The sequence below is a fragment of the Amycolatopsis sp. NPDC033938 genome (genome assembly GCF_055575975.1).
In genome coordinates this window covers 395,118-418,381 of record NZ_JBVIRO010000001.1, presented here as the reverse complement: position 1 = coordinate 418,381, position 23,264 = coordinate 395,118, and the positions used below count along the sequence as shown (strand labels likewise).

Here is a 23,264-nt window from a genome sequence, read left to right as displayed (position 1 = left end):
AACAGGAGAACATGAAGAAAACGGATGTCCTGGCTGAAGCGCTCACCGCGTATCGCGACGGTGACCGGGCCACGGCAGCGGACCTCGCCGGACGTGCCGGGTCCACGCTCGGCGACGAACTGCATCGGTACCTGAGTGAAGGTGGCGGCGGCCCGGTCTACGACCAGCCCGCGGCGTTCACCGCCTTCATCCGCGGAGGCGGGAACGTCCAGCTCTATCGCAAGCTCAGCACGAGGCTGGCCAGGCGATATGACGGCGTCGGTTCCCTGTTGGACCTCGGCTGCGGTGACGGGCTCGCCGTCGTCCCCGCACTCGAACAGGCCGACCGGCAGCCGGGCCGGATCGATCTGGTCGAGCCGTCGAGCGCGCTGCTCGCGGAAACGCGCGAGCAACTCGGCGGCACCCATGGCCTGCACACCTGGGACGCCACCGCGCAGGAATTCCTCGCCCGCGACGACGACCGGAAGTGGCAGCTGACGCAGTCGACGTTCGCGCTCCAGTCGATCCCGACCGGCGAGCGGACCGAGGTGCTTCGGGCGCTCCGGCCTCGCACCGGCGCTCTGGTGCTCGCCGAGTTCGACGTGCCCGAGTACGACGAAGACTCCGCCGAATACCTGCTTTCCCTGGTCACGCGCTACGAACGCGGGATCTCGGAGTACGGCAAGAACGCGTCGCTGGTGGCGCAGGGTTTCCTGTTGCCGATTCTGCTGGGCCTGGTGAAACCCGGGGCCGACCGGACGAACTGGGAGCAGCCCGCCACCGATTGGGCCTCGCAGCTCAAGGAAGCGGGCTTCACCGGTATCCGGATCGAGCCGCTGGCCGACTACTGGTGGTCTCCCGCCGTGCTCATCACCGCGTCCTGAGTTTTGGCTACCTTGGGGGATATGGGGATTCTGCTTTCCGCGCTGGAACTCGCCGTCGTCGAGGACGGTCGCGCGGCCACCGAAGTGCTCTCGTCGACGACGGCCGTCGCCGGGAAGCTGGAGGAACTGGGATACCACCGCCTCTGGATCGCCGAGCACCACGGCTCACCCGCCATCGCGACGGCGTCCCCGCCGGTGCTGGCCGCGCAGCTGGCCGCGACGACTTCGGCGATCCGGATCGGTTCCGGCGGGGTGATGGTGCCGAACCACGCCCCGCTCGCGATCGCCGAACAATTCGCCACGCTGTCGGCACTGCACCCCGGCCGGATCGACCTAGGCGTCGGACGTGGGCCCGGCACCTTCGACGAGAAGATCATCCGCGCGCTGCGGCGGGGCGCGGAGCCGTCGACGGACGACGAGTACCGCGCCGACATCGTGGAGCTGCTCCGGCATCTCGCCGGGGAGACCGGGATCCGGGTGCTGCCCGGTGCGGTGCCGACGCCGGAGCCGTGGCTGCTGTGTTCCAGCGCGGCCGGTGCCCTGCTCGCCGCCGAACTCGGGCTGCCGATCGCGGCCGCGCATCACATCCGGCCGCAGCACACGGCCGAAGTGCTGCAGACCTATCGGGAGAACTTCAAGCCGTCCCGGTGGCGCGAGAAGCCGTACGTGATCCTCGCTGTCGAGACCATCTGCGCGGACACCGACGCCGAAGCGGCGTACATCGCCGGGCCGTGCACGGTGATCAAGTCGTACCTGCTCAAGGGCGAAGGCGGCGATCTTGCCTTCCCGACCCTGGAGCAGGCGGCCGCGCACGAGTTCGCTCCGGAGACCGCCGAGACGATCGCGCAATTCACCGCCGCGCAAGCGCACGGCGGACCGGAGAAGGTGGTGCGGTCACTGAAGAACCTCGCCGCGTCCACCGGTGCCGACGAGCTGATGCTGACGACACCGGTGTACGACGCGGGTGCGCGGGCGAGGTCCTACGAACTCGTCGCCAAGTCCTTCTAGCGTCCCGAAAACCGCATTCAGCGGACTAAACGCGGCTGAGGGCGCCGGTTTCGAGGTGCTGGGCGATCGGCCGGGGCAGCACGTAGGCCACGGCCCCGCCCGGCGTCCCGTTCCACGGGGCGGTGATCCCGGTGACCACGCGCAGCGGACGCTGGACGCGGTACAGGCGGCGATCCCGTTCGCGGTCCCCGGCCAGCGACGTCTCGACGAACCGCGCCGATTCGGCGTGCACGAGGTTGCCGGTCTCGTTCCCGAACCGCTGCACGGTGGCGCCCGCGGGCAGCACGATGATCCGCTTGCGGCGGAAGAAGTTCAGCGGCGGCTCACCCCGCAGCGGCAGGATCGGCCAGTCTGCGGGGTTGTCGGCCTCCTCGCTTCCGCCGACCGCCGCCCGTGCCGGATACAACAGCAGGGTGCCGAGGAAGAACCGCGCCGCTTCTTCGAGTTTGGCGAACGCCACCGGCTCGTCCGTCGGCGGACGCAACACCTCCCAGCCGTTCTCGGCGCGGCGCAGCGTCCAGACTCCCGGCTCCGGTACCGCGTTCGCGCCGATCCGGTAGGCCGTCGGCGCCACCCCGTGCTCGGCGAGCCGCTGGTACAGCACGTCCAGGACCTCGCCGGCCCGGATGTCGCGGGCAGGCTCGCCGTCACGCTCGACGCGGGTGCGGACGCTCTCGTCCGGCAGATCCGCGTCGGTCTGCGGCGGCCGCGGCTTGCCGACGATCTCCGCTTCGGCGGTCGCCCGCACCAGCTCGCCGACCAGCGGCGGCCGGAACCCGGCGGCCCGGATGTGCTCGACCAGCTCCGGCTCCGGCGGCACGCCGTATTTCCGCAGGTAGTGCGGGACGGCCGCGGGCCAGATCCAGACGCCGTCGGTGTGGAAGGCGTTCGGCACGTCCGGCGGACCGTTCGGGGTGAAGATGTCGGGCTGCGGACCCGGCCGGGTCAGCGCCACCGGTGACCGGAAGAGGTAGTCGAGCACGCCGCGCATCTGGTCCGGCGGTACCGGCGGCCGGTTGACGACCGGGCGTTCGCCCTCGTTGTGCGCGTCGACGACCTTCGCGTGCCGGAACCCGATGTCCAGCGGCAGACCCGCCTTGGCCGAGAGCCAGGCCGGGACGTGCTTCTTGTCGCGAGGGAAGATCGCCAGCTCGGCCGCGTACGCGCGCGGAGACGGCTTCCCGCCTTCGTTCGGCGGGATCCGCCAGGTCGGTTCCTGTTCGGAGTCGAAGTCGAAGTCGAAATGCGATTCCGAGTCCAGCGTGAAGGTGCCCTGGAACCAGGTGCCGGTCTCGGGGTTGTGCATCGCCGCGCGCAGCCGGGTGAACAGCGTGCCGAGCCGCGGCGGAGCCGGGATCGACACCGACACCGGTCCGTTGCCCTCGTCGCCGACCGAGCGGACCTCGACTTCGGCGTAGTCGCCGACCTGCCGGAACTGGGCGCCGACCCGGTGCCAGCCGGGCGGCAGCACGCCGAGCAACGTCCGGCCGATGGCGCGCAGCAGCGCGGGCTGGTCACCCGTGCCGTTCACCGGCCGGGCGTCCGGCGCCTCGACGAAATCGTGCCTGGTCTGCCACAACGCCGTCAGCCGCGACGGCGCGGCCGTGGTCGAGAAGTCCGTCAGCCCCAGTTCGGCCGCGCGGGCCGCGTCCTCACCCGCCCAGCGCAAGGTCAGCTCGCCGCCGCCGGTCTGCGGCGCGATCTGGAAGTGCTCGTCGTCGAACCGGCCGTAGGTCTGCAGGCTGAAGGTCGCGCCGACCTCGCCGTTCAGCACCACCCGGGCGGCACGTCCGTCCCACTCGCGGTCGAACCCCTCGGGCGCCGCTTCCCCCGGCGGCGCGATGAGCAGCAGCGTGCCGTCTTCGGTCGACCGCTGGGCCGCGAAAACGGTGTCCCCCCATACGGCGTACAGGCCATCCGGCCGCTCCGCCGCTTGAACCCGGTAACGCACGTGTCGTCCCCTCCCCAAGTTCCCCAAACCGGAGGTAAATCTAGTAGGCCGGGTAGCGGGCGTACCACCGGTCGTCACCCGGGGCGTTTCCGCCGAACTCCGCGAGCGCGTCGTCCGCCAGCTGTCCGATCACCTCGCTCAGTTCCAGCTCCGCGAGCCAGTCCGTCTCGAGTTCTTCCTCCCCGTACATCGCGCCGACGAGGTTCCCGCAGACCGAGCCCGTCGAGTCGCTGTCACCGCTGTGGTTCACCGACGCGAGCAGCGCGGCGTTCGGATCCGTGGTGCTCAGTGCGACGTAGACCGACATCGAGAGCGCTGTCTCGCCGATGTTCCCCTGTCCGAGCGTCTCGAGCTTTTCCGGCGTCGGCGCCCCTGCCTCGGCCAAGGCGAGCGCCTGGTCCAGCGCGACGCTCTGCTCCTCGTGCCCCGGGTACTTCTCCAGCTCGACACGGGCCGTCGCGACGGCGTCCAGCAGCGGCTTCCCGCGCAGCAGTTCGTGCACGATCACCGCGAACGCCCCCGACGAGAGATACCCGCTCGGGTGACCATGGGTCAGCGCCGCGCTCTCGGCGCCGAGCCGGAACACCTCGGCGAGGTCGTCCGACCACAGCGCGACCGGGGCCGCGCGCATGACCCCGCCGCAGCCCTTCGAGTTGTTCACCGGCTTGGCCATGCCCGCGCGCACACCCGTCTTGCCGTACGCCTCCAGCTCGCTGAAGCAGGTCAGGCCGGGCGCGCGACGGCTGAACAGCTCGCGGTTCGTGATCAGCCAGCCGTCCGGTTCGGCGCTCGTGTCGTGCGGGCCGCGTGCCCGCTCCCACGAGACACCCTGGGTGTGCAGCCAGCGCTGATACGCCTGCTGGAGGGACTGCTCGACCGGCACGGCGATAGCAAAGGTCCCTTGCTCCCGCCGGGCGCCGGCATGGGCCCTGATCAGGCCTTCCAGGGTGAACAGCGTCATCTGGGTGTCGTCGGTGATCCGCCCGAGCCCGCCGTACGCGGGGATGAGGCCGGTGATCCCGGCGGGCCCGGCGATCTCCCGGATGCGGTCGATCGAATCGAACTCGGTCTTCGCGCCGAGCGCGTCGCCGAGCGCTCCGGCGAACAGGCTGCCACGCAGCCGCGACCTGGTCGCCGGATCCTGAAGCCACTCGCGCATATCTCTACTGATCTCCTCGCGGGTACCGTTTCGCGTCCCAGCGGCGCCGCTCCTCGGGTTCGCGGGGCAGGCCGAAACGGTTGAAGTAGTAATAGGCGTCGCCCGCCATGTTGTCGACGACGCCGAGGTCGGGATACGCGGCGAGCCAGGACTCCGGCAGTCCGGGCACGGTGAGCCTGGCTCCCACCATCGCCCCGGTCAGCGCGCCGGTCACCGCGCCGCCGCGCGCGGCCAGCGTCAGCGCCGCCTCGGGGGCGTGCCCCCGTTTGGCGGCGGCGAACAACGCCCTGCCCAGCACCGAAAGCGGCGTCCGGCCGTCGCCGATGCTGTCGAACTGCTCGAAGTCATCGCCGCCGATGTCGTTCCTGAGCTCGAGCACGGTCTTGACCAGCTCGCCGACCTCGCCGCTGTACTCGTCGAAACCTGCGAGGAAGTTCGCCACCGCGGGCTCGCCGTCGCGGGCCGCGAGCTGGGCGCGGAACAGGTTCACCAGCAGTTCGGCGCCGTGGACGACTTCGTGCCCGGCCGCGGAACCGACCAGTTCACGGACCACCTTCATCGCGTAGAAGGAATCGTCGGCCGGGCCTGGGACACCACCGGTCACCGTCGCGGCCAATGCGGTCGCCAGCATGGCCGAGAACTCGGCGGGCGCCGGGCCCGCGCCCTCGGTGGCCTTGGCGACCCAGCCTTCCGGACGTCCGCCCGTGGGCAGCGACGCCGGGATTTCGGCCTTGTCGGGCGTCGCGTCCAGTCCGCGGATCACCGACTCGGTGTGGAACAGCAGCTGCCGGGTGAGCCCGCCGAGCGGCAGGCCCTCGGCCGGATCCGCACCCGAGCCGAGCGCGTCTCCGAGCGCGAAGCCCACGTACGCGCCGACAAGCCGCGGGTACGCGAAGCTGCCCACGGGGATCGTCGGGTTGTAGAACTTCCCGAACGTCCAGGCACTCGGCCGCGGTTGGCCGTCGTCGTAGTAGTGCGTCACCAGCCCGTTGGCGAACAGATCCTCGGGCAGTTCCGGCAGCGGACGGCCGTCGTACTTCGCCCGGGACCGCTGGTAAGCCAGCGTCGCGCCCCGGACGTAGCGGATGAGCTCGTCGGTGCTGAGCGGAAGGCCGTTGTCCCGGGCCTGGTCGGTGAGATTCCGCAGGTTCGAGGTGGCCTCGCCGAGAGCCTGGCCGTGCTCCTCGCGAAGGGCTTTGAACGCCTCCGCGTAGTCCTCGTCGAAGTAAGCGGGACGGCCGACGGACTCGGGACGTTCGGTTCCGGCCGGGAGTTCGAGGTCGGCGACCTGCCGCAGGGTTTCCGGGTAGACGTTGAAGGTCTCCGGCCGTCCCGGGTTGACCAGCAGGCCGACCCCGGGGATGTCCTTGGCCCGCCGCAGCAGCACGCGGGGCTGGACTCGCTGCCACACCGTGTACTCGGACGGGATCTGCGCCTCGGAGGTGTAGACGACGAACCTCGCGCCCGCGTCACCGAAGTCGCGGACCTGCAGGTGGCCGTCCTTCGCCGGGGCGAGCACGTCGAGATCGAGCATCCAGTGGACGAACTCCTCCGGAGTGATCCACTCGACGCGGAGGTAGCCGAAGAGCGTCTCGACGGCACTTTCCGGCTTCGGCCGCCCGGAGAACCGAGGTCCCGGCCGGTGCTCCGGGTTCGTCCGGACCGCGCCGGTCGGCTCGCCGAACAGCGTGTGCTGCTCCCACCGCACGATCGCGGTCTTCGGGACGGGCAGACCGGGGGCCACCGAGGGGTCGAACTCGGGATCGACGACCTCGACCCAGCGGGTGAACGCGTCGTCGTCCCCGTCGCCGCCCGCCGCCGAAACCGCCATCAGCTCCAGGTCGAGCCGGATCTCGCCGCCGTCGTCCGGGACGAAGGCGACCGGACTCGGGAACAGGCCGGCGGCCGGGTCTGTCCCGTCGAGCCAGCCGACGGTGTTGTACGTGACGTTCCAGCCGTCGGTCGCGCGCACGACGTACTCGCGGCGGACCCGCAGCGCGCCGGTCCCCTCCCCGCGACCTGCCAGCCACTCCTCGACGCGGCTGACGGCTTCCTCTTCGTTCATCGTCCCCATTTCATTCACCAGCGCGGATACCGCTGGGCCCAGCCGTCGACCTCGTGCAGCGCCGAGTGGCGGTCGAAGTGCCAGAACGCGTCCGTGGCGATGTTCTCCACCAGGTAGCGCAGTTCCAGCTGTTCGACCCACTTCTGCGGCAGGCCGGGAATGCCGGTGCGGGCGCCGAGCAGCGCACCGGCGATCGCGCCGGTGATCGCGCTGCGGCCGGAGTGGTTGACCGCCCGCAGCAGCGCCTGCTCCGGGTAGTTCTCGAAACCGGACAGCGCCGCGAACGCGCGGCCCAGCACCGAAAGCGTGCCCTTGCCGTCGCCGATCAGCTCCGGGACGCGCAGATCGGGCAGCCCGTGCTTGCCGAAGAACGGCACCGATTCCGCGACCATCGCCTTGAGATCCGCCCAGACCGGTCCTCGCTGGTGCGGGTTCTGGTCGTTGAAGATCTCGCGGGAGGTGTTCCAGACCGGGTAGCTGAACGCCTCCGAGGTCAGCGCGGGTTCGAACAGCCAGGTCAGGTAGGTCGCCGCCTCGACGTCGATCTCCCCCGGGTGGGTGACCGAAACGAGGTCGCGCACCGCCTGGCGGACGCCGCCGCTCATCGCCGTGCCGGGGCCGGCCGCGGTCATCGCCGCCGGCAGCGCCGCGACCAGCGCTTCCGGCCCGCTCAGCGGCATCGCCGTCGGCGAGATGGTGGCGAGCGCGTGATAGGCGTTCAGTTCGGCGTCGTCGGGGGTGCGGCGGACGCGGAGTTCCGGCACCTTCACCAGCCAGCCGTCGGCGTTGTCGAGCGGCGCGCCCTGGGTGTGCAGCCAGCGCATCAGCGAGTTGCGCGCGACCGTCCCGAGCGCCCGTTCGGCGTCGCGGTTCTCCGGCTGCTCGCGATGCGGGCTGCGGATCACGGCCTCGGTGTAGAACAGCAGCCGCTGGGTGAGCGGTCCGATCCGGCCGGGCAGGTCGAACGCGACCGGAAGGTCGGTGACCCCGTCGGGGCCGTAGGTGCTGTGGATCTCGTCGAGCCGCATCCGGTCGACAGCGGCTCCGAGTGCCTCGCCGAGCGCGAAGCCCACGTACGCGCCCGTGACGCGCTGCCAGCCGTAGCGGGAGCTGGAGCGGTCTCGCTCGAAGTATTTGCCGAAGGTGTCCAGGCGCGGCTGGATCTGTCCTTCGTTGTCGTATCCCGGCGCCAGACCGTTCGCCCGCAGGTCGTTCGGGCGGCTACGCGGCGGTTCGGGCAGCTTGAGCCGTGCCAGCCACGACTGGCCGATGACGGTCTTCTGGCATTCCTCGGCGGTCAGTTCGAACCCGCGACGGCGAGCCCGTTCGGCCGCGGCCAGCGGCGGTTTCACCGGTTCCGGCAGGCCCATCTTCGCGGCGGTTTCGGCCGACAGGGCCTCCAGCTGCGGATCCGCTTCCGGGCAGCGTTCGTTGACGTCGACGTGCGCGTCCCGGCGCGGGAACTTCGCCGCGGTCTCCGCGAGTTCGGCGCCGCTGACGTCCTCGAAGGTCGCGGGTCCGCCGTTGATCACGAGGTTCGGCGGGCTCTCGTAACCGGCCAGCGTGGCGATGTCGACCTTCCAGTACCCGTGTTCACGGGACGGGAGGTTCCTGGTCGAGCTGAACACCCGCAGTTCGGCGCGTTCCTCGTTGAAGTAGAACCGCTCCGTCTTGCCCGACGCCAGGTCGAGCGGGACGTAGACCTCGCAGCGCAGCAGCCCGATGAGCAGCTGTTCCCTGGTCAGCCAGCCGACACTGGCGAAGGACAGCAGCGTTTCGAGCCTGTTCTCCGGTTTCGGGTAGCCGCGACGGATGGGACCGGCCTTGTACTCGGGGTTCTCCCGTTCCTCACCGGTCTGGACGCCGTCCGGGCTGACCTTGACCCAGCCGGCGACGACCGCGGGCGGGACGCCGAGGTCACCGAGCCCGGCCTTGGCGTATTCGGGGTCCACGACCTCGCGCCACGCCTCCTGGCCGGGGAACGCGACCGGGACGCTGAGCCCGCCCGGCTGCGGATGCGCCTGGCGCAGTTCGCCGTCCGGTTCGCGGACGATCACCGACGGCGGCGGGAAGATCTCCTTCTCGGCATGACCCTCGTCGAGGAAGGCGATCGTGTTGTAGGGGACCGACCAGCCCTCGGGGATGCGCAGGACCTTTTCGTGGTTCACGCGCAGGCCGGCGCCGCCAGGTGCGGACACGTCCGGACCGTGGACCGCGCGCAGCCACTCTTCGACCTTGGCTACCGCTTCCGCCGATTCCACCTACTCGATCCTCTCCAGGCTACCGTCGGACACGTGCTCGGCGATGGTCTTCGGGAGCACGTAGGCCACCGCCCCACCGGGCATGTTCGCCCAAGGGACGGTGACACCGGTGATCACGTGGAGCGGGCGGCGCAGCCGGTAGGTCCCACCGACACGTTCCCGCTCCAGCGGCAGGGACGTCGTGGCGAACCGTACCCCTCCGTGGTGCACCAGATTGCCGGTTTCCTCGCCGAACCGCAGTACGACCGTACCGGCGACCATCCGGCTGACGCGCTTGTTGCGGAGCAGTGTGAGGGGCGGCTCACCCGGTGCCGCCTGCACCGGCCAGTCGGCCAGTTCCTTGGCGGTCTCGAGCGGGGTTTCATGGCCGGCGGTCATCCGCGCCGGGTGGAGCAGGACGGCGCCGAGGAGCTGGTGAGCCGCGTCTTCGAGGTTGTCGAAGTATTTCGGTGAGGCAGGGGTGCCACCCGAATACGCGGCGACCTCCCAGCCCTTTTCGGTGAAGTTGAGGCACCAGGCGCCGTCCGCGCGGTCCCCGATGCGGTACGCCTCCGGCCAGACGGCGTGCTCGCCGAGCCTGCTGACCAGGACGACCAGGAGCTCTTCGTCGGTCAGGGCCGGATTCGGCGACGTCTCCAGCTCCGCGGCGATGTCGCCTTCGGTCTTCTTGACGTCGGAGCGGCCCGGTTTCGGCCGCGGTTTGCCCAGCAGATCCGCCTCCGCGGTCCGCCGCACGAGGTGCTCGACGTACGGCGGCTGGAAGCGCTGGCCCCGGATGTGCTCGACCAGGTCCGGTTCCGGCGGGATCCCGTACTTCCGCAGGTAGTGCGGCACGGACGCGTGCCAGATCCAGGTGCCGTCGGTGTGGTAACTCTCCGGGACGTCGCCGTCGGCTTCGGGCTCGAAGATGTCCTTGCCGAGGCCACTTCCGGAAAGGATCGCCGGTTCCCGTTCGAGGTACTGCGCGATCAGCGGTGCTTCGGACTCGTCGAGCTCCGGTCTGTCCACCACCGGCGGCTTGCCCTCGGTGTAGGCGTCGACGATCCGGGCGTGCCGGAATTCGACCCGCAACGGCAACTGCGCGCGCAGCCGCCACCAGTCCGGGATGTGCTCGTCGTCGCGGGGGAAGGCGGCCAGCTCGTCCGGGTACGCCGAAGTCGACGGCGCTTTGGTCCACGACGGTTCGTCGTCGAGGGTGAAGTCGAAGTCGAAGGTGCCGTCGGGTTTGAGCGTGAACCGCGACTGGAGCCAGGTCCCCCGGCCCGTGCCGTACATCCCCGTGCGCAGCTTGCCGAAGAGTTCGTTCAGCTCGGATGCGGGCACGACGTTGTGGCCCTCGAGTTCGGTGTGCTCCCCGGCTTGTCGGAAATCGGCGACGGCGAGGTGCGCGGGGTCGATGACACCCGCCCGGATGAGCTTGCCGATCTCGACCAGCAGCTCGCGTTGTTGTTCGGCGCTGAGTTGTTCCACGTGAATCATCGCGCCCGGTTCGGGAAACGTGGTTCCGCCCGGAACGACGGCGGCTCCCCGGCGGCGCGGCGGGCCAGCTCGTCCTCCCACATCTTGAAGGTGCGCTTGCGCAGCGACTGGATCAACGCAGATTCCTGCGGTTCCACGCGGCGATTTTCGCGCTTGGCCTGCGCGTACAGGCCGTCGATGGTCTCGTAGAGCGCGAAGATCGGTCCGCCGCCCTTGAGCTCGTACGCACGGGCGCGTTCGGTCTCCTGGACGAACTTCTCCTCGGACACCTTGCTGATGTCCGAACTCGCCATCGCCCACATGACCTCACGCACGTGCTCCGGCTTTTCGTCGAACTCGCCGGTGCTCAGGTTGAGGAGGAAACCGGTCAGGCCCCCGTCGGGGGTCGACTCGACGCGGTAGGTCTTTCCGAAGTACGTGTAGAAGGACGGCGTCTGGATCACGTGCTCTCCTCAGGCGGCAGTCCCTTGCGGAGACCGGCCATGAACTTCTCCCGGACCCGGTCCATCAGCGCCGCTTCGAGCAGGGCCTGTTCCGGGGACAGCCTCTTCTTGTTGTTCTCGTCCAGTGTCCGGTTGTACGTCGGGAAGTCGCGGCGGACCTCGTACAAGGCGTGCTCGTAGGCCGACACGGTGTCGATGTGCTTCAGGTGCAGCCGCAGTTCGGCGACGTGCCCGTTCGGCAGCCGGACGTTCATCTGCAGATCGCGGTACCCGCTGTCCTGCGGATTCGCGAACCGGTCGTCGAAGCTGACGATGCGGAGATCCGGGTCGTTCATCACCGCGTTCAGCGCGTTGTAGACGTCGGCCAGCGTGTCGAACTGGATCTTCACGCCCACCAGGTCGGTCAGTTTCGACGCGTCTCCGTCGTAGCCCGCGATCTTCGCCTTCGCACGGTCGTCGTCCTTCGGACCGGGACGGCCCGACGCGTCGCCGTTGTTCTCCGCCGCGATCCGGTCGGCGATCGCGTTGAGGTCGCCCTGGTTCCGCGGCCACGCCTCCCGTTCGGCGTCCAGGAACTCCTGGATCTTCCCGGCATCGCCCTTGTCCGCGCGATCGAAGCCGGCGTGGTACTGATCGCCGGGATCCACGTCGGCGGCGATGTCCGCCGCCGCGTTCGCGAGGTCGCGCTGCTCCTGGGTCAGCGGCGTGTCGCCGGGACCTTCCTGCTGGACGTCGTCGATCATCTGGAGGCCGCGTTCTTCGACGTCGCGCAGGGCGTCTTCGAGGAGCGGGATGGCTTCCGGGTGCAGCAACAGGCTGCCGATGGTCATCGGGTTGTTCAGCAGCGAAGCCCGCAGGTACGCGTTGTCCGGATGCTCCATCAGCCGGACGAGTTCCGGATGCGCGGGCAGGTGCTCGCGGATGAAGTCCCGCATCGGCCCGACGTCGTGCTTGACCCCGTTCTCGTCCTCGTGGACGGCCCGCTTCTTGTCCGGGTCGAGTCCGTCCACCGCGGCCGCGACCTCGGGATCGTTCAGGAACCGCTCGACTTCGGCCCGGTCGCCATGAGCGGGCTCGTCGTGCGCCATTCCGTAGCCCGCGTCGCGCGGCGGCGTCACGATCGGACGGCCGTCCGGACCGATCCGCGACGGCTGCACGTCCGGCGTGTCTTCCCTGGCGAACGCGATCCGCGGGTCCACCGGCTGATCCGGCCGCGCGAACGCGATACGCGGGTCGACAGGCCTGGTCGAAGCGGCTTCCGTCTGCGTGGTGTGCCCGTCGGTGTGGTGCGCCGCCGGGGTTTCCGGGACGCCGACGTGCATCAGCTTCACGCTCAGCGCCGGATGCGGCAGATTCATCAGCGCACCCGACTGCGGGTCGATGAACGCGACGCCGTCCCGGGTGTTCGCCACCATGGCGACGTGGCCGCGCTCGACGCCGTTCTCGTCGAGGTACTTCACCGCGACGACCGCGTGGTGATCTGTCGGCATGCCCCGCATCTCGCGGATGACGGTGTCGTAGTCGACCCTGTCGGAGAACTGGCCGCCGAAGCGTTCCTCGACGTGCTCCAGCGTGCCCCGGCTGTCCATCTCGTGCACGAGCAGCGGATCGGCGGTCGAATCGATGCCGTGCAGCTGGTCCCAGTACGCGCCCGGCGTGCGGGTGCAGTTGGACCGGAAGCCGTTGGCCAGCGCGTCCGGGTCGTGGAAATGCGGGTTGACCTCGCCGAGCCGCGGATGCCGGTCGGCGAGGTAGGCGGCCTGCTGCGCAGGACTCGCCGAACCGGCGTGGATCGCCGGTTCGCTCGGCGGATTCGTCGCCACCGCCATCGACGAGTAGTCCCGCTCGGGGACCGGCAGTTCCATGGTCTGGTCGGTGGCGTCGTGGTCCTGAGTGGACTGTTCGCCGTACTCCGGACCCTTGTCGGCGTCCGCGACCCCGTGCTCGGCCGGGTTCTCGGTGGTGATGTGCGGCGTCTGCGGCTCGTCGAAACCGCCGAGGCGCGCCATCGACCGTTCCTGCGCGAGGCGCGCCAGTTCGGGTGCCTCCGCGGCGTGCCGGGCCCGCCGCTCCTCCATCGCCTGCTTGCCGGTCTCGCCGGTGAGGTAGCGCGGGTCGCCGGGAGTGACCTCTTCGGCGTGGATGACCCACTTCGGCCGGTCGACCAGCGGCGGAGTCTTGAACTCCTTGCTGTGCACGTAAAGCTGCGTCGCCGGCTTGTTGATCGATTCGTTCTCGCCGGGGTTCTCGGCGAGCGACGAAACGTCCTTGCCCGTCTTCGAGACGATGTGGATCTCGACGTCTTCGCCGAACTTCGACTTCGTGTCCGGCGACGTCTTGATGGTGGCGCTGGTCATCGTCGGCTCGGGGACGGTCTGGCCGACCTCGTAATGCGCGGCGATGATCCCGGCGGCACGCATGTCGCCCTTGGTGTCGATGCCGCGGATGGACTCGCCGTGGAAGTCCGGCAGCTCGTTCAGCGCGCCGACGATCGCCCGGGTGCTCCGCTGGGCGTTCTCGAAGCCGGGGTGCGACTCACCCAGGCGGTTCGCTTCGTTGATCGCGTAGGCGTGTTCGCGCGAGTACGAGTAGATCGCTTCCGCGGCTTCGGGCGAGACACGGTCCTTGAGCGGGCTGGCTTCGAGCCGCTTGAGGGCCTTTTCCCGGGCCTGCTCGGCGAGTTCGGCGTTGTCATAACGGTCCCGGAGGCTCTTGTGGTCCTCCGGCGAGCCCCGGAAATCGGGGTCGCTCGCGTAGCTCTCGTCCAGTCGCGCAGGTGCCTCTTCGGTGCCCTTGAGCCGCTCGGAGATGTCGAGTTCGGTCTTGGGTGCCTGCTGCTCGTCGGGCCGGTCCACCGGCGGCGGCTCGTCGTCGCCGCGTAGCCGTTCGGCGGGCGACTTCGCCTGCTCCTGACCGGGTTCGTCGGTCTTGTCGGTATGCGTCCGCTCCGGCGCTTCCGGCTGGTGAGCGTGCGGAGCGTCGCCGCCGCCCAGCGGAAGCGCCTTGATCGACGTCGGATTGTCCGGCAGCGTCGCGAGCCGCCCGGTCATCGGATCGGCGAAGACCACGCCGTGCGGGGTGTTCACCGCGGCGACGATCCGGGTCTCGATCCGGTCCTTGGACCGCGGCGAGCCTTCCGGCGCGTTCGGATCACCGGGGGCGTGATGCTCGAACGCCACCGCCGTCCGCGCGCCGACCGGACGTTCACCGAGGTCACGGGCGACGTCGGCGAAACCGTTCCGATCGGACCACTGCCCGCCGAGCTGATCGCTGACATGCTGCAGCGGCGAGCCGCCGGTCGACGGTCCGGCGACGGCGTCGCCCCCGTTCATCCGGTTCTCGAACGCGACCAGCGCCTCGGCCGAGTTGGTCTGGAAGCCGTCCTTCCACGATTCGGGCGCGTAGTAGTTGCGGGTGTTGACCTCGCCGACCGCCGGAAGCTCGTCCATGAGCAGGCGGACCTGCTGGTGCGGGGTGTCGGTGGAACCGGCGTGGATGGCAGGCGTCCCGCCGTCGTCGAGGGGCTTCGCCAGCTCGGACCAGCCGCCGTCGGGAACGTGCTCCCTCGGCTTGGGGACGTTGTGCTCCGGAGCCTCGGAAGCGTCGATCCAGCCGCCCTTGCCGTCGGCGATCTTGGTCTCGAGCCCCGCGAAACCCTGGTTGTTGAACAGTTCGGGATGATCGCGGCGCAGCTGCGCATCGCGGTCGGCCTCTTCCTTGGCCAGCCGCTCCTGCTCGGCGTTGTTGTACTCGCGCCGCTCCGCGACCTTCTCCTGGACCTGCTCCGGTGTCAGGTGGCCGTCGTCACCGGGGACGACCTCTTCGCATTCGACGATCCACTTCGGCAGGTCGTTGACCGTGCCGTCGTCCAGCCGTGCCTTGTAGTCGGGGTGATCGGGATGCCCAGGGCCCATCTTGACGTCGGTGACACGCAGCTGCGTCGCCGACTTCATCAGGACTTCGCGCTCTTCCTTCTTGGAAGCGAGATCCTCGATGTGGCGTCCGGTCTTCGACTGGATGCGCATCTCGACTTCGCCGGGGAAGGTGCTGTGCGGATGGTCCGGGGTGACCCGCGACGTGCTCAGCATCTGCGGGTCGACGATGACCTGGCCCTTGGCGTGCGCCTCCAGGAAGCCCTGGATGGCGCTTTCGTTGCCGTGGAAGTTCACCCGCCGCGAGACGACACCCTCGTAGACGGGCATCTCGTTGAGGCCGGAGGTGATCGCCTCGATGTGCGGGCGGAGCGCGTCCAGCTCAGGCCCACCGTGACGCTGGGCGTGAGTGATCCTCTCGGCCATGTCGGTACGCGTGTAGCTGTGCACCGCGTACGCGCCCTGATCCGACATCGCCTTGACGCGCGGGCCTTCGTGGGCGTCGCGTTTGGCGAGACCTTCACGGCGGACCTGCTCGCTCCGCGCTTCCCCGGTCTCGGCGTCGAAACCACGCTTGTCGATCTGCGTTTCGGCGAGCGCGCGGTAGGCCGCGGGATCGTCCGTGTGGAAGTCCGGGTCGGTCAGGTACGGCTCGTCGACCGGGGAACCGCTGTGGTCGGCGGTCTTGTCCTCGGTCGTGCCGTCCGTGGGCGACTCGGTGTCGTGCGGGGCGTCGGTGTCGGCGTCCTTGTCCTTGGGCAGGTCGGCACCGTCGTCGAGGTTGCCGCGGTAGGCGGGTGCTTCCTCGTGGTGGGGCGCGCCCTCCTGCGGTGGGGCCTGTTCGGGGGCGCGCTCCACCGGCCGGACGGGTTCGGGCCGCTGCTGTTGCTGCGTGCGGTCCTGCGGGCCCGCGTTCCCGTCGTGACCCGGACGTGGTGCCGGGACCTGCGGCGGACGTTGCGGCTGCTGGCCACCGAACCGCGGCGGCTCGCCGCCCGGCGGCATCGGACGTTGCCCGGGGTGCTGTCCCGGGTGCTGCCCGGGTCGCTGCCCCGGCTGGTGACCGGGCTGGTGACCGGGCGGGGGCGGCGGCACGGGACCACGGTTGCCCGGGAACGGGCCGTTGCCCGGCTGCGGGTGTCGCGGCGGAGGCGGCGGGTAGCCGGCGGGACCGCGGTTGCCGGGATGCTGCCCCGGCGGAGGCATCTGCGGACGCGGCGGGACACCGCCGTGCGGACCGGGAGCCGGTCCCGGCCTGCCCTGATACCCGTGAGGCGGCTGCTGCGGCCGAGGCGGCTGCTGGCCGTGGAGCCCCTGTGGACCCTGGGGCGGCGGTTGCTGAGGACGCTGCTGCGGCCGTTCCTGCGGCCCGCGATCCGGACGGCGATCCTGCGGATGTCCGCCTGGCGGCGGGGGCGGCGGCGGCCCGGTGGGACGCGGACCCATCGGCCCCTGCTGCCCGCGAGGGGGCATGGGGCCATTGCCACCACCGGGAGGCGGCGGCGGAGGCGGAGGGGCGAAACCGCCGGGCGGCGGCTGCATGGGCTGCCCCTGGAAGGGCGCCTGTCCGGGCGGCTGGTCGAACCGCGGCTGCTGCGGACTGCCGCCACCGGCGAATCCGGCGGCCTGGACCCCGTCATGCGGCCGGTTCGCGCGGGCCGGATCGTGGCCACCGGGCGGGAAACCGCCGGGTGCGGGTCCGTTGCCTGGAGGGTTGCCGCCGGGCGCCATGCCGTAACCGCCCGACGAGCCGGGCGTACTCGAACCCGAGCCGGGCGCCATGCCGTAACCGCCGGAGGACGAACCACCCGAAGACGAACCACCGGAGCCGGTCGGCGAACCCGACGAAGCCGGTCCGGCGCTGGAAGAAGGCGCACCGGCCGAAGCGGGGGCTCCGCTCGACGCCGGTGAACCGGTCGATGCCGGCGAACCGGTCGAAGTGGGTGTGCCGGACGAAGCGCTCGAAGGCGATCCACTCGACTGCGCGGCACTCGCGGCCGGACTCGAAGCCGGTCCCTGAGCGGGACTCGCGGCCGGGGCCTGGGCCGCCGCGGGTGCCTGCTGCTGATTGGCCGCGGCGGCCTGCTGCTGCCCGGAACCGGCGTTGTTGTCGGCCGCCGCCGGAGCGTGCTGCGTTTGCGCGGGCGGAGCCGCGCGCTCCCCGGTGTTCGCCGGGGCGTCCGCCGGACGTTCCGGGGCCTGTGTCGAAGACTGGCTGACCCGGTCAGCATCCGGGGAGCTGTCCGCCGTGCGCTGCGGACCGCTCTCGGAACCCGGCGCGCGCTGCGAAGACTGGCTCCCGCCGTCCGAGCGTGCCTGCGGCTCCGACGAAGAACCGCCTTCAGAAGACGAATCGCGACTCGACGAACTATCCGGAGTACGCGACGGCGTCCCGGAATCCCCATCCCCCGTATCGATATCCGGCGTCGAAGGACCGTGGCCCGTGCCACCGGGGGTGTTCGCGGCGCGGATGTCGCCGATCTGGCTCTTCGCCCCGTCGACACCGCCGCCGACGGCGCCGCCGGACGCGCCCATCAGGAGGTCCTTGGCCGAAAGCTTGTCCAGGTCACCGGTGACGGCGGCCTGTCCGACGGTGCTGGCGACACCTTCGGCCGCGCCCCGCACGGCACCTCGCGCCGCACTGTCGACGATCTGGCCGCCGACGCTGTCCGAAAGTCCCTTGGTGGCGCCCTTGCCGATACTGCTGCTGCCCGCGCCGACGACCCCGTCGACGGCGCCGCTGATCGCGGAATCCTTGGTCTTGCTGAAATCCCAGCTGTCGCGGTCGCCCTTGGCCATCTGCAGGCCCTGGATGCCCGCGTCCATGGCGAGGTTCATCGCCGTGTTCTGCAGGACCTCTTTGCCGATCTTCTTCAGGCCCTCCTTGAGAAGCTTCTCCAGGAGTTCCTTCGCGACCTTCTTGAAGCCTTCCTGCGCGAGCTTCTGCATCAGCTGCCGGAAGATCATCTGGACGGTCATGCGGGTGGCGATCTGCGCCGGCGCGATCCCGGCCGTCGAGCCACCGAAGGTCACCGCGGCGGCCGCGAGCATCGCGACGATCTGCGCGGCCAGGATCACCAGCGAGATGATGATCATGTACTTCGTGTACTCGACGTCCAGCGCGGTCGCGTTGCACGAGTCGCCGAGCGCCTTCGAGGAATCGGCCAGCGACTTGAAGTACGCCTCGTCGCCTTCGATGAACTTCTTCCACGCCTCGGCGAACTTCTCCGCGCCCTCGCCGGTCCAGCCGCCGAGGACCTCGGTGGCGCCCTTGGTCGCGGTGTCGGCGATCGGCTGAACGGCCCTCGACGCGTTGTGCCAGGCGTCGCGCAGTTCGCGGAGCTTGTCCTCGTCGCCTTCGGGCCAGCTTTCCCCGACGACGATCGGCAAGAGCCACTTGACCGCGTCGGGCATCTCCATACCCATGGCGCTATGCCTTCTTGTCCAGCGTCGACTTGATCTCTTCTTCGGCGTTCGTGAACGCCGTCATCGACCGTTCGACGTTGTGCTGCATGCCGCGCAGCGCTTCGACGATGTTGGCGAACCCTTCGGACGAACCCTTCGCGCCCGGCTCGTAGTCCTTCGCGAACTCCTTGCCGGCGTCGTCGTTCCCCCAGCACTGGCCGAGCGAGTTGATCGCGGCCATCAGTTCCTTGCCGACGTCGTCCAGCTGATCCGCGGCGAGCCCCAGTTTGGCCGCGGCCGTTTTGACCGCGTCCGGATCCGCGGTGAATCCGCCACCGCCCCCACCGTTCGGCATCAGACTCCCCTGGTCAGCCAGCTTGAAGGCGGCTCTTCCTCATCGTCGTCCTGTTGGCGCACCCGTTTGGGAATCGGCTTCGGCGCCGGCGGGACAGGAGTAGGTGGTGGCGGTGGCGGGGTGTCGTCCTTGCGCAGCAGCGGATCCTCGAAGTCGTCGTCGGACTTGGCCGGTGCGGACGGCTCTTCCTCGGCGAGGAAGTCCGGGATCGCCGGCATCAGCCCCTGCAGCGACGGCGCGCCTTCGATGAGGTCCGAGAGGTCCGGCAGCCCTTCGGTGATCGGGGCCATCAGATCGGCGACCTGCTGTTTGACCTGCAACGATCCCTGGCGCACCAGGGTCAGCACGGTGTTGGCCAGCTGCGCCGGGTTGGTGCGTTCAAAGGCGTTCGGCTGGATCTCGAGTTTGGCGAGCGTGCCGGTCGCGTCGATGGTGGCGCGGACGAGACCGTCCTGCGAGACCACCGTCGCGGACATCTGCGAAGCGGCTTCCTGCGCGTCCCGGAGCTGGGCCGTCTGGCGCTCGAACTGTTCGAGCAGCGTGTCGACCTGATCCTTCATGGCGGCATTGCGCGCTTCGAGGCGCGCGCTGTCGTCGCCTGCCGTCGTCACCTGGGCCCCCGGAAGTACTTGATCCCGGGCATACGTCACCCGGGGTCGGTAGGCGTCACCCTAATGCCAACGGAGGAGCCATATCGCCGCATCTGGCGTTTTCGTACCGCGAGAAGGTGACCGGCGGCGCCGACCAGGTAGAGCGCGGTCGCCGTGATCAGCAATCCAGGTGACCGCCCGTCGTCCGGGATCACCGTGGCGGCCAGCCAGACCGCGGCCACCTGGGTGATGTTGAAAAGCGTGTCGTAGAGCGAGAAGACCCGCCCCCGCGCCTCGTCGGCGACGTCGAGCTGGACCGACGAGTCGACACAGAGTTTCAGCACCTGTCCGGCGCCGGTCACCAGGAACGCCGCGAGCAACGTCGTCGGGACCAGCATCGGCAGCCCCAGCCCGGATTGGGCGGCCGCCGCCAGTACCAGCGCCCCCACCACGACCCGGATCCGGCCGAACCGGCGGATCAGCCGGGCCGTCAGCAGACCGGCGACCAGGATCCCGGCCCCGCCGAACGCCGCCATCTGCCCGAGTCCCGTCATCCCGCCACCGGCGAAGTGGCCACGTATCAGCAGCACGGTCACCAGCAGCGAGATCCCGAACGACGCGCGATGCGCGAACAGCGCGATGAACCCCGCCATGACGCTGGGAGTGCGCCAAGCCGCCTTCGCGCCATCGGACAGGCCCCGGGCGACCGCGAGGACGGGGTTCGACGGCTCGTCGACCGTCGACGGCCCGAGCAGTCCGCGCGCGAATCCCGAGGCGATGATCGCGGCGCCGATCCCGCCCACTGCCGCGACGGCGGTGACCCACGCGGAACCCACGTCGTCGGCGCCGGTCAGCGCCCGGAGCCCGATCGCGCAGCCGGCGCCGACCACCGCGAGCACCGAACCCCACGTCGCCGCGAAGGCGTTCGCGGCGACCACGGACTCCTCGTCGACCACGTGCGGCAGGGACGCGGACAGGCCCGAGCCGATGAACCGGGAGATCCCTTCGGACATCAGTGCCAGGGAGAACAGCCCGAAACCGGCCGCTCCGGTGCCCACGGCGACGGCGGTGACGAGGATCGTGAACGACCGCAGGAGACTCGCGAAGATCAGGACCTTCCGGCGGTCCCAGCGGTCGAGCAGGGCACCCGCGAACGGCCCGACGATCGAATACGGCAGCAACAGCGCCGCGAACCCGCCTGCCATGGCGAGCGCGTCGGCGGCGCGTTCGGGGTTGAAGAGCACGGCACCGGTCAGTCCGGCCTGGTACATCCCGTTGCCCCAGTGCGCGGAGAACCGCGTGAACAGCAGACGGCGGAAGTCCCGGTCGCGGACGAACGCCCTTGTTGTCACGGCGGAAGCCTAAAGAAGGAGGTCGGTGCGCTCAAAGGTCGCCTCTCGGCGGCTATGCGCAGTGTGGCTCCAGCCGGACGGTATTCCACAAAGGCGGTTCTTCAGTGAGCCCGGGGGACACGGAAAGCGCACCGACCTGGTGTGTCCAACGATGCTCGTGATGCTGTTGTTCCCTGGCCGGACGATTTGTCTCCACTCGAAGTGGGATCATGGCGGATGTGCCAGCGGACGCCGAGGTCGAACCGGGAACGCTCCTGGTCGCCGCCCCCACGATGTTCGATCCCAATTTCCGGCGGACCGTCGTGTTCGTCATAGATCACCGGGACGAGGGAACGCTCGGCGTCGTGCTCAACCGGCCGAGTGACGTTCCGGTGTACGACGTGCTGCCCAACTGGGGTGGACACGTCGCCGAGCCGCAGTCGGTGTTCGTCGGCGGCCCGGTCGAGAAGAAGACCGCCCTGTGCCTGGCCGCGCTGCGGACCGGCGAGACGGCGTCCAGCGTGCCCGGCGTGATCGCCGTCCGCGGACCGGTCGCCTTGGTCGATCTCGACACCGATCCCGAGGTCCTGGTCCCGAAGGTCCGCGGCGTGCGGGTCTTCGCCGGGTACGCGGGCTGGGACTCCGGGCAGCTCGCGAGCGAGATCGAACGCGACGACTGGGTGATCGTCCCGGCACTGCCCAGCGACGTCCTCGCCTCGCCGCACCACGATCTGTGGGGTCAGGTGCTGCGTCGACAGGGCATTCCACTGGCGCTGCTGGCCACCCACCCGGGAGACCTGCAGCGCAATTAGGCGGTGGCCGTATCGGCCTTCTTGAAGACGCCGCAGGTCCCGCAGGCGCAGCCACTGCAGCCCGCGGGCGCTTCCGGCGCGGCGGGTTCGGGCGCCGGGACGGTCGCGGCCGCGCGGTTGCCGAGCACTCCCCCTGCGGCGACCAGCGCGATCATCCCGACCACGCCGACGACCGAGCCCAGCAGAAGCCCGGACGTCGTCGGCATGACCAGCGCGGCGGTACCCGCGAGCACGGCGATCACGCCACCGGCCAGCGTCGGGAGCCCGGCGACCTTGTTGCCGAGGCGGAAGGCGTCCTCGCTGCGCATCGTGGCGGCGGTACGCACGCCGGCGCCGCGGTCACGCGGCAGCTTCTCACGCAGACCGAGGAAACCGCCCCAGCCGACGAGGACACCCAGCACGATCGGGACCAGCGCTATGACGAACACTCCACGAGGATAAGCGTGACGTCCCGGCAACCTGCCGGATACCCTGATCGACTGTGCTACAGGCCATGTCACGCCGAGTTTTAGCCGCCGCCCTGATCGGGGCCGTTCCCCTCACCCTGATGGCGGCCCCCGCCGCGCAAGCCGAGCACCGTCCGTTGCGGTTGATCGGTGAACAGACCGTCCCGAACGCGCTGCCCTACGAGGGCACCGTCGTCGGCGGCCTGTCCAGCATCGACTACGACCCCCGCACCGGCGAGTACGCGCTGATCTGCGACGACCGGTCCGCGATCAACCCGGCCCGGTTCTACACGGCGAAGTTCTCACTCGACGCCAAGGGACTCGGTCCGGTCACCTTCACCGGCACCAAGCCGCTCCTGCGCCCCGACGGCACGCCGTACCCGCCGCTGGCGAAGAACGACCAGACGCAGCCGCAGAACATGCGGACGATCGACCCCGAAGAACTCCGTGTCGACCCGTGGACCGGCCATTATCTGTGGTCGCAGGAGGGCGAGCGCTCCGCCGCCGCGCTGATCGATCCGTCGATCCGCGAGGCGAAGCGCGACGGCTCCTATGTCCGTGACCTGCCGATTCCCGCCAACGAGAAGATGACCGCGACCGCCGGGCCGCGGCAGAACCTCGTCCTCGAAGGCCTCACCTTCGCCGGCTTCGGCTCGCTCGTGGCCAGTTCGGTCGAGGGACCGCTGCTGCAGGACGGTCCCGAGCCCACCACCACGTCAGGTGCCCTTTCGCGCATCACCCTGCAGTCGCGTTTCGGCCCCGTGCTCGCGCAGTACGCGTATCCGCAGGACAAGGTCTTCGCGGCGCCGAACCCGCCCGGCGCGTTCGCGACCACCGGTGTCTCGTCGCTGTTGGCCGTCGACCAGGCCGACCCGACGCGCTACCTCGTCATGGAGCGCGCGTTCGTCACCGGTGTCGGCAACAAGATCCGCATCTACGAGATCGACACGAAGGGCGCCACGAACATCGCGAAGACGCCTTCGCTGGCCGACGCCAAGAACGTCAAACCGGTCAAGAAGCGCCTGCTCGCCGACCTCGCCGACTTCAAGTTGTCCACTGTGGACAACGTCGAGGGGATGACCTGGGGTCCGCGCCTGCCCAGTGGCGAGCGCAGCCTGGTGCTGGTCAGCGACAACAACTTCTCGGCGACGCAAGTGACCCAGTTCATCGCTCTGGCGGTCCCCTCGGAACGGCTTTGACCAGCGCGTTAAACTGGACTACATG

General features: G+C 69.9%; 15 protein-coding genes. 4 read left to right on the top strand and 11 right to left on the bottom strand.

Translation table 11 applies throughout. The annotated features are described in order from the left end of the window. Positions 1-11 precede the first annotated feature (11 nt). The gene (locus tag ACZ5ZX_RS02045; protein ID WP_465500227.1) at positions 12-863 is read left to right on the top strand and encodes a class I SAM-dependent methyltransferase; all 852 of its coding nucleotides are present in this window, start codon (positions 12-14) and stop codon (positions 861-863) included. Between the two features lie 21 nt (positions 864-884). Continuing rightward, positions 885-1,871: an LLM class flavin-dependent oxidoreductase gene (locus tag ACZ5ZX_RS02040; RefSeq protein WP_465500226.1), complete on the top strand. Its 987-nt coding sequence runs from the start codon at positions 885-887 to the stop codon at positions 1,869-1,871. Positions 1,872-1,896: 25 nt separating this feature from the next. Here the strand turns inward: ACZ5ZX_RS02040 and ACZ5ZX_RS02035 are convergent, their stop codons facing one another. The 10 genes from ACZ5ZX_RS02035 to ACZ5ZX_RS01990 are packed head-to-tail and all read right to left on the bottom strand — an operon-like array spanning position 1,897 to position 20,803. After that, positions 1,897-3,822: a TNT domain-containing protein gene (locus ACZ5ZX_RS02035; protein WP_465500225.1), complete on the bottom strand. Its 1,926-nt coding sequence runs from the start codon at positions 3,820-3,822 to the stop codon at positions 1,897-1,899. A 40-nt stretch (positions 3,823-3,862) separates the two neighbouring features. Then, positions 3,863-4,981, bottom strand: coding sequence for an ADP-ribosylglycohydrolase family protein (locus tag ACZ5ZX_RS02030; RefSeq protein ID WP_465500224.1), 1,119 nt, complete (start codon positions 4,979-4,981; stop codon positions 3,863-3,865). Positions 4,982-4,985: 4 nt separating this feature from the next. Then, entirely contained in the window at positions 4,986-7,046 is a 2,061-nt protein-coding gene (locus ACZ5ZX_RS02025) for a YrhB domain-containing protein (protein WP_465500223.1), read from the bottom strand. 14 nt (positions 7,047-7,060) lie between these two features. Next, positions 7,061-9,307 (bottom strand): ADP-ribosylglycohydrolase family protein, encoded by a 2,247-nt coding sequence (locus ACZ5ZX_RS02020; RefSeq protein ID WP_465500222.1) that lies wholly within the window; start codon positions 9,305-9,307, stop codon positions 7,061-7,063. Beyond that, entirely contained in the window at positions 9,308-10,777 is a 1,470-nt protein-coding gene (locus tag ACZ5ZX_RS02015; protein WP_465500221.1) for a TNT domain-containing protein, read from the bottom strand. Positions 10,778-10,782: 5 nt separating this feature from the next. Next, on the bottom strand, positions 10,783-11,229 hold the full coding sequence (locus tag ACZ5ZX_RS02010) for a hypothetical protein (RefSeq protein WP_465500220.1): 447 nt from the start codon (positions 11,227-11,229) through the stop codon (positions 10,783-10,785). Beyond that, a complete protein-coding gene (locus tag ACZ5ZX_RS02005; RefSeq protein ID WP_465501008.1) occupies positions 11,226-18,521 on the bottom strand; it encodes a WXG100-like domain-containing protein in 7,296 nt (2,431 codons plus the stop codon). The genes ACZ5ZX_RS02010 and ACZ5ZX_RS02005 overlap by 4 nt, the downstream gene beginning before the upstream one ends. 10 nt (positions 18,522-18,531) lie before the next feature. Then, complete coding sequence (locus ACZ5ZX_RS02000) at positions 18,532-18,861, bottom strand: WXG100 family type VII secretion target (RefSeq protein ID WP_465500219.1); 330 nt, start codon at positions 18,859-18,861, stop codon at positions 18,532-18,534. Beyond that, on the bottom strand, positions 18,861-19,472 hold the full coding sequence (locus tag ACZ5ZX_RS01995; protein ID WP_465500218.1) for a YbaB/EbfC family nucleoid-associated protein: 612 nt from the start codon (positions 19,470-19,472) through the stop codon (positions 18,861-18,863). The genes ACZ5ZX_RS02000 and ACZ5ZX_RS01995 overlap by 1 nt, the downstream gene beginning before the upstream one ends. Before the next feature lie 35 nt (positions 19,473-19,507). After that, positions 19,508-20,803, bottom strand: a complete 1,296-nt coding sequence (locus tag ACZ5ZX_RS01990; RefSeq protein WP_465500217.1) for an MFS transporter — start codon at positions 20,801-20,803, stop codon at positions 19,508-19,510. Between the two features lie 209 nt (positions 20,804-21,012). Between ACZ5ZX_RS01990 and ACZ5ZX_RS01985 the strand changes: the two genes are divergently transcribed. Beyond that, positions 21,013-21,594, top strand: a complete 582-nt coding sequence (locus ACZ5ZX_RS01985; protein WP_465459674.1) for a YqgE/AlgH family protein — start codon at positions 21,013-21,015, stop codon at positions 21,592-21,594. Here the strand turns inward: ACZ5ZX_RS01985 and ACZ5ZX_RS01980 are convergent. After that, the gene (locus ACZ5ZX_RS01980; protein ID WP_465500216.1) at positions 21,591-22,022 is read right to left on the bottom strand and encodes an SdpI family protein; all 432 of its coding nucleotides are present in this window, start codon (positions 22,020-22,022) and stop codon (positions 21,591-21,593) included. The two genes, ACZ5ZX_RS01985 and ACZ5ZX_RS01980, sit on opposite strands and share 4 nt — an antisense overlap. A 65-nt stretch (positions 22,023-22,087) precedes the next feature. Here ACZ5ZX_RS01980 and ACZ5ZX_RS01975 point away from each other — a divergent pair, with 65 nt between their 5' ends. Then, positions 22,088-23,239, top strand: coding sequence for an esterase-like activity of phytase family protein (locus tag ACZ5ZX_RS01975; RefSeq protein ID WP_465500215.1), 1,152 nt, complete (start codon positions 22,088-22,090; stop codon positions 23,237-23,239). Positions 23,240-23,264: the final 25 nt, after the last annotated feature.

Bases quoted from the DNA above. Each gene is read 5' to 3' on its own strand.
- ACZ5ZX_RS02030 (WP_465500224.1), bottom strand. From the start codon at position 4,981: ATGCGCGAGTGGCTTCAGGATCCGGCGACCAGGTCGCGGCTGCGTGGC.
- ACZ5ZX_RS02005 (WP_465501008.1), bottom strand. From the start codon at position 18,521: ATGGAGATGCCCGACGCGGTCAAGTGGCTCTTGCCGATCGTCGTCGGG.
- ACZ5ZX_RS01985 (WP_465459674.1), top strand. From the start codon at position 21,013: ATGGCGGATGTGCCAGCGGACGCCGAGGTCGAACCGGGAACGCTCCTG.
- ACZ5ZX_RS02045 (WP_465500227.1), top strand. From the start codon at position 12: ATGAAGAAAACGGATGTCCTGGCTGAAGCGCTCACCGCGTATCGCGAC.
- ACZ5ZX_RS02000 (WP_465500219.1), bottom strand. From the start codon at position 18,861: ATGCCGAACGGTGGGGGCGGTGGCGGATTCACCGCGGATCCGGACGCG.
- ACZ5ZX_RS02040 (WP_465500226.1), top strand. From the start codon at position 885: ATGGGGATTCTGCTTTCCGCGCTGGAACTCGCCGTCGTCGAGGACGGT.
- ACZ5ZX_RS02025 (WP_465500223.1), bottom strand. From the start codon at position 7,046: ATGAACGAAGAGGAAGCCGTCAGCCGCGTCGAGGAGTGGCTGGCAGGT.
- ACZ5ZX_RS01975 (WP_465500215.1), top strand. From the start codon at position 22,088: ATGTCACGCCGAGTTTTAGCCGCCGCCCTGATCGGGGCCGTTCCCCTC.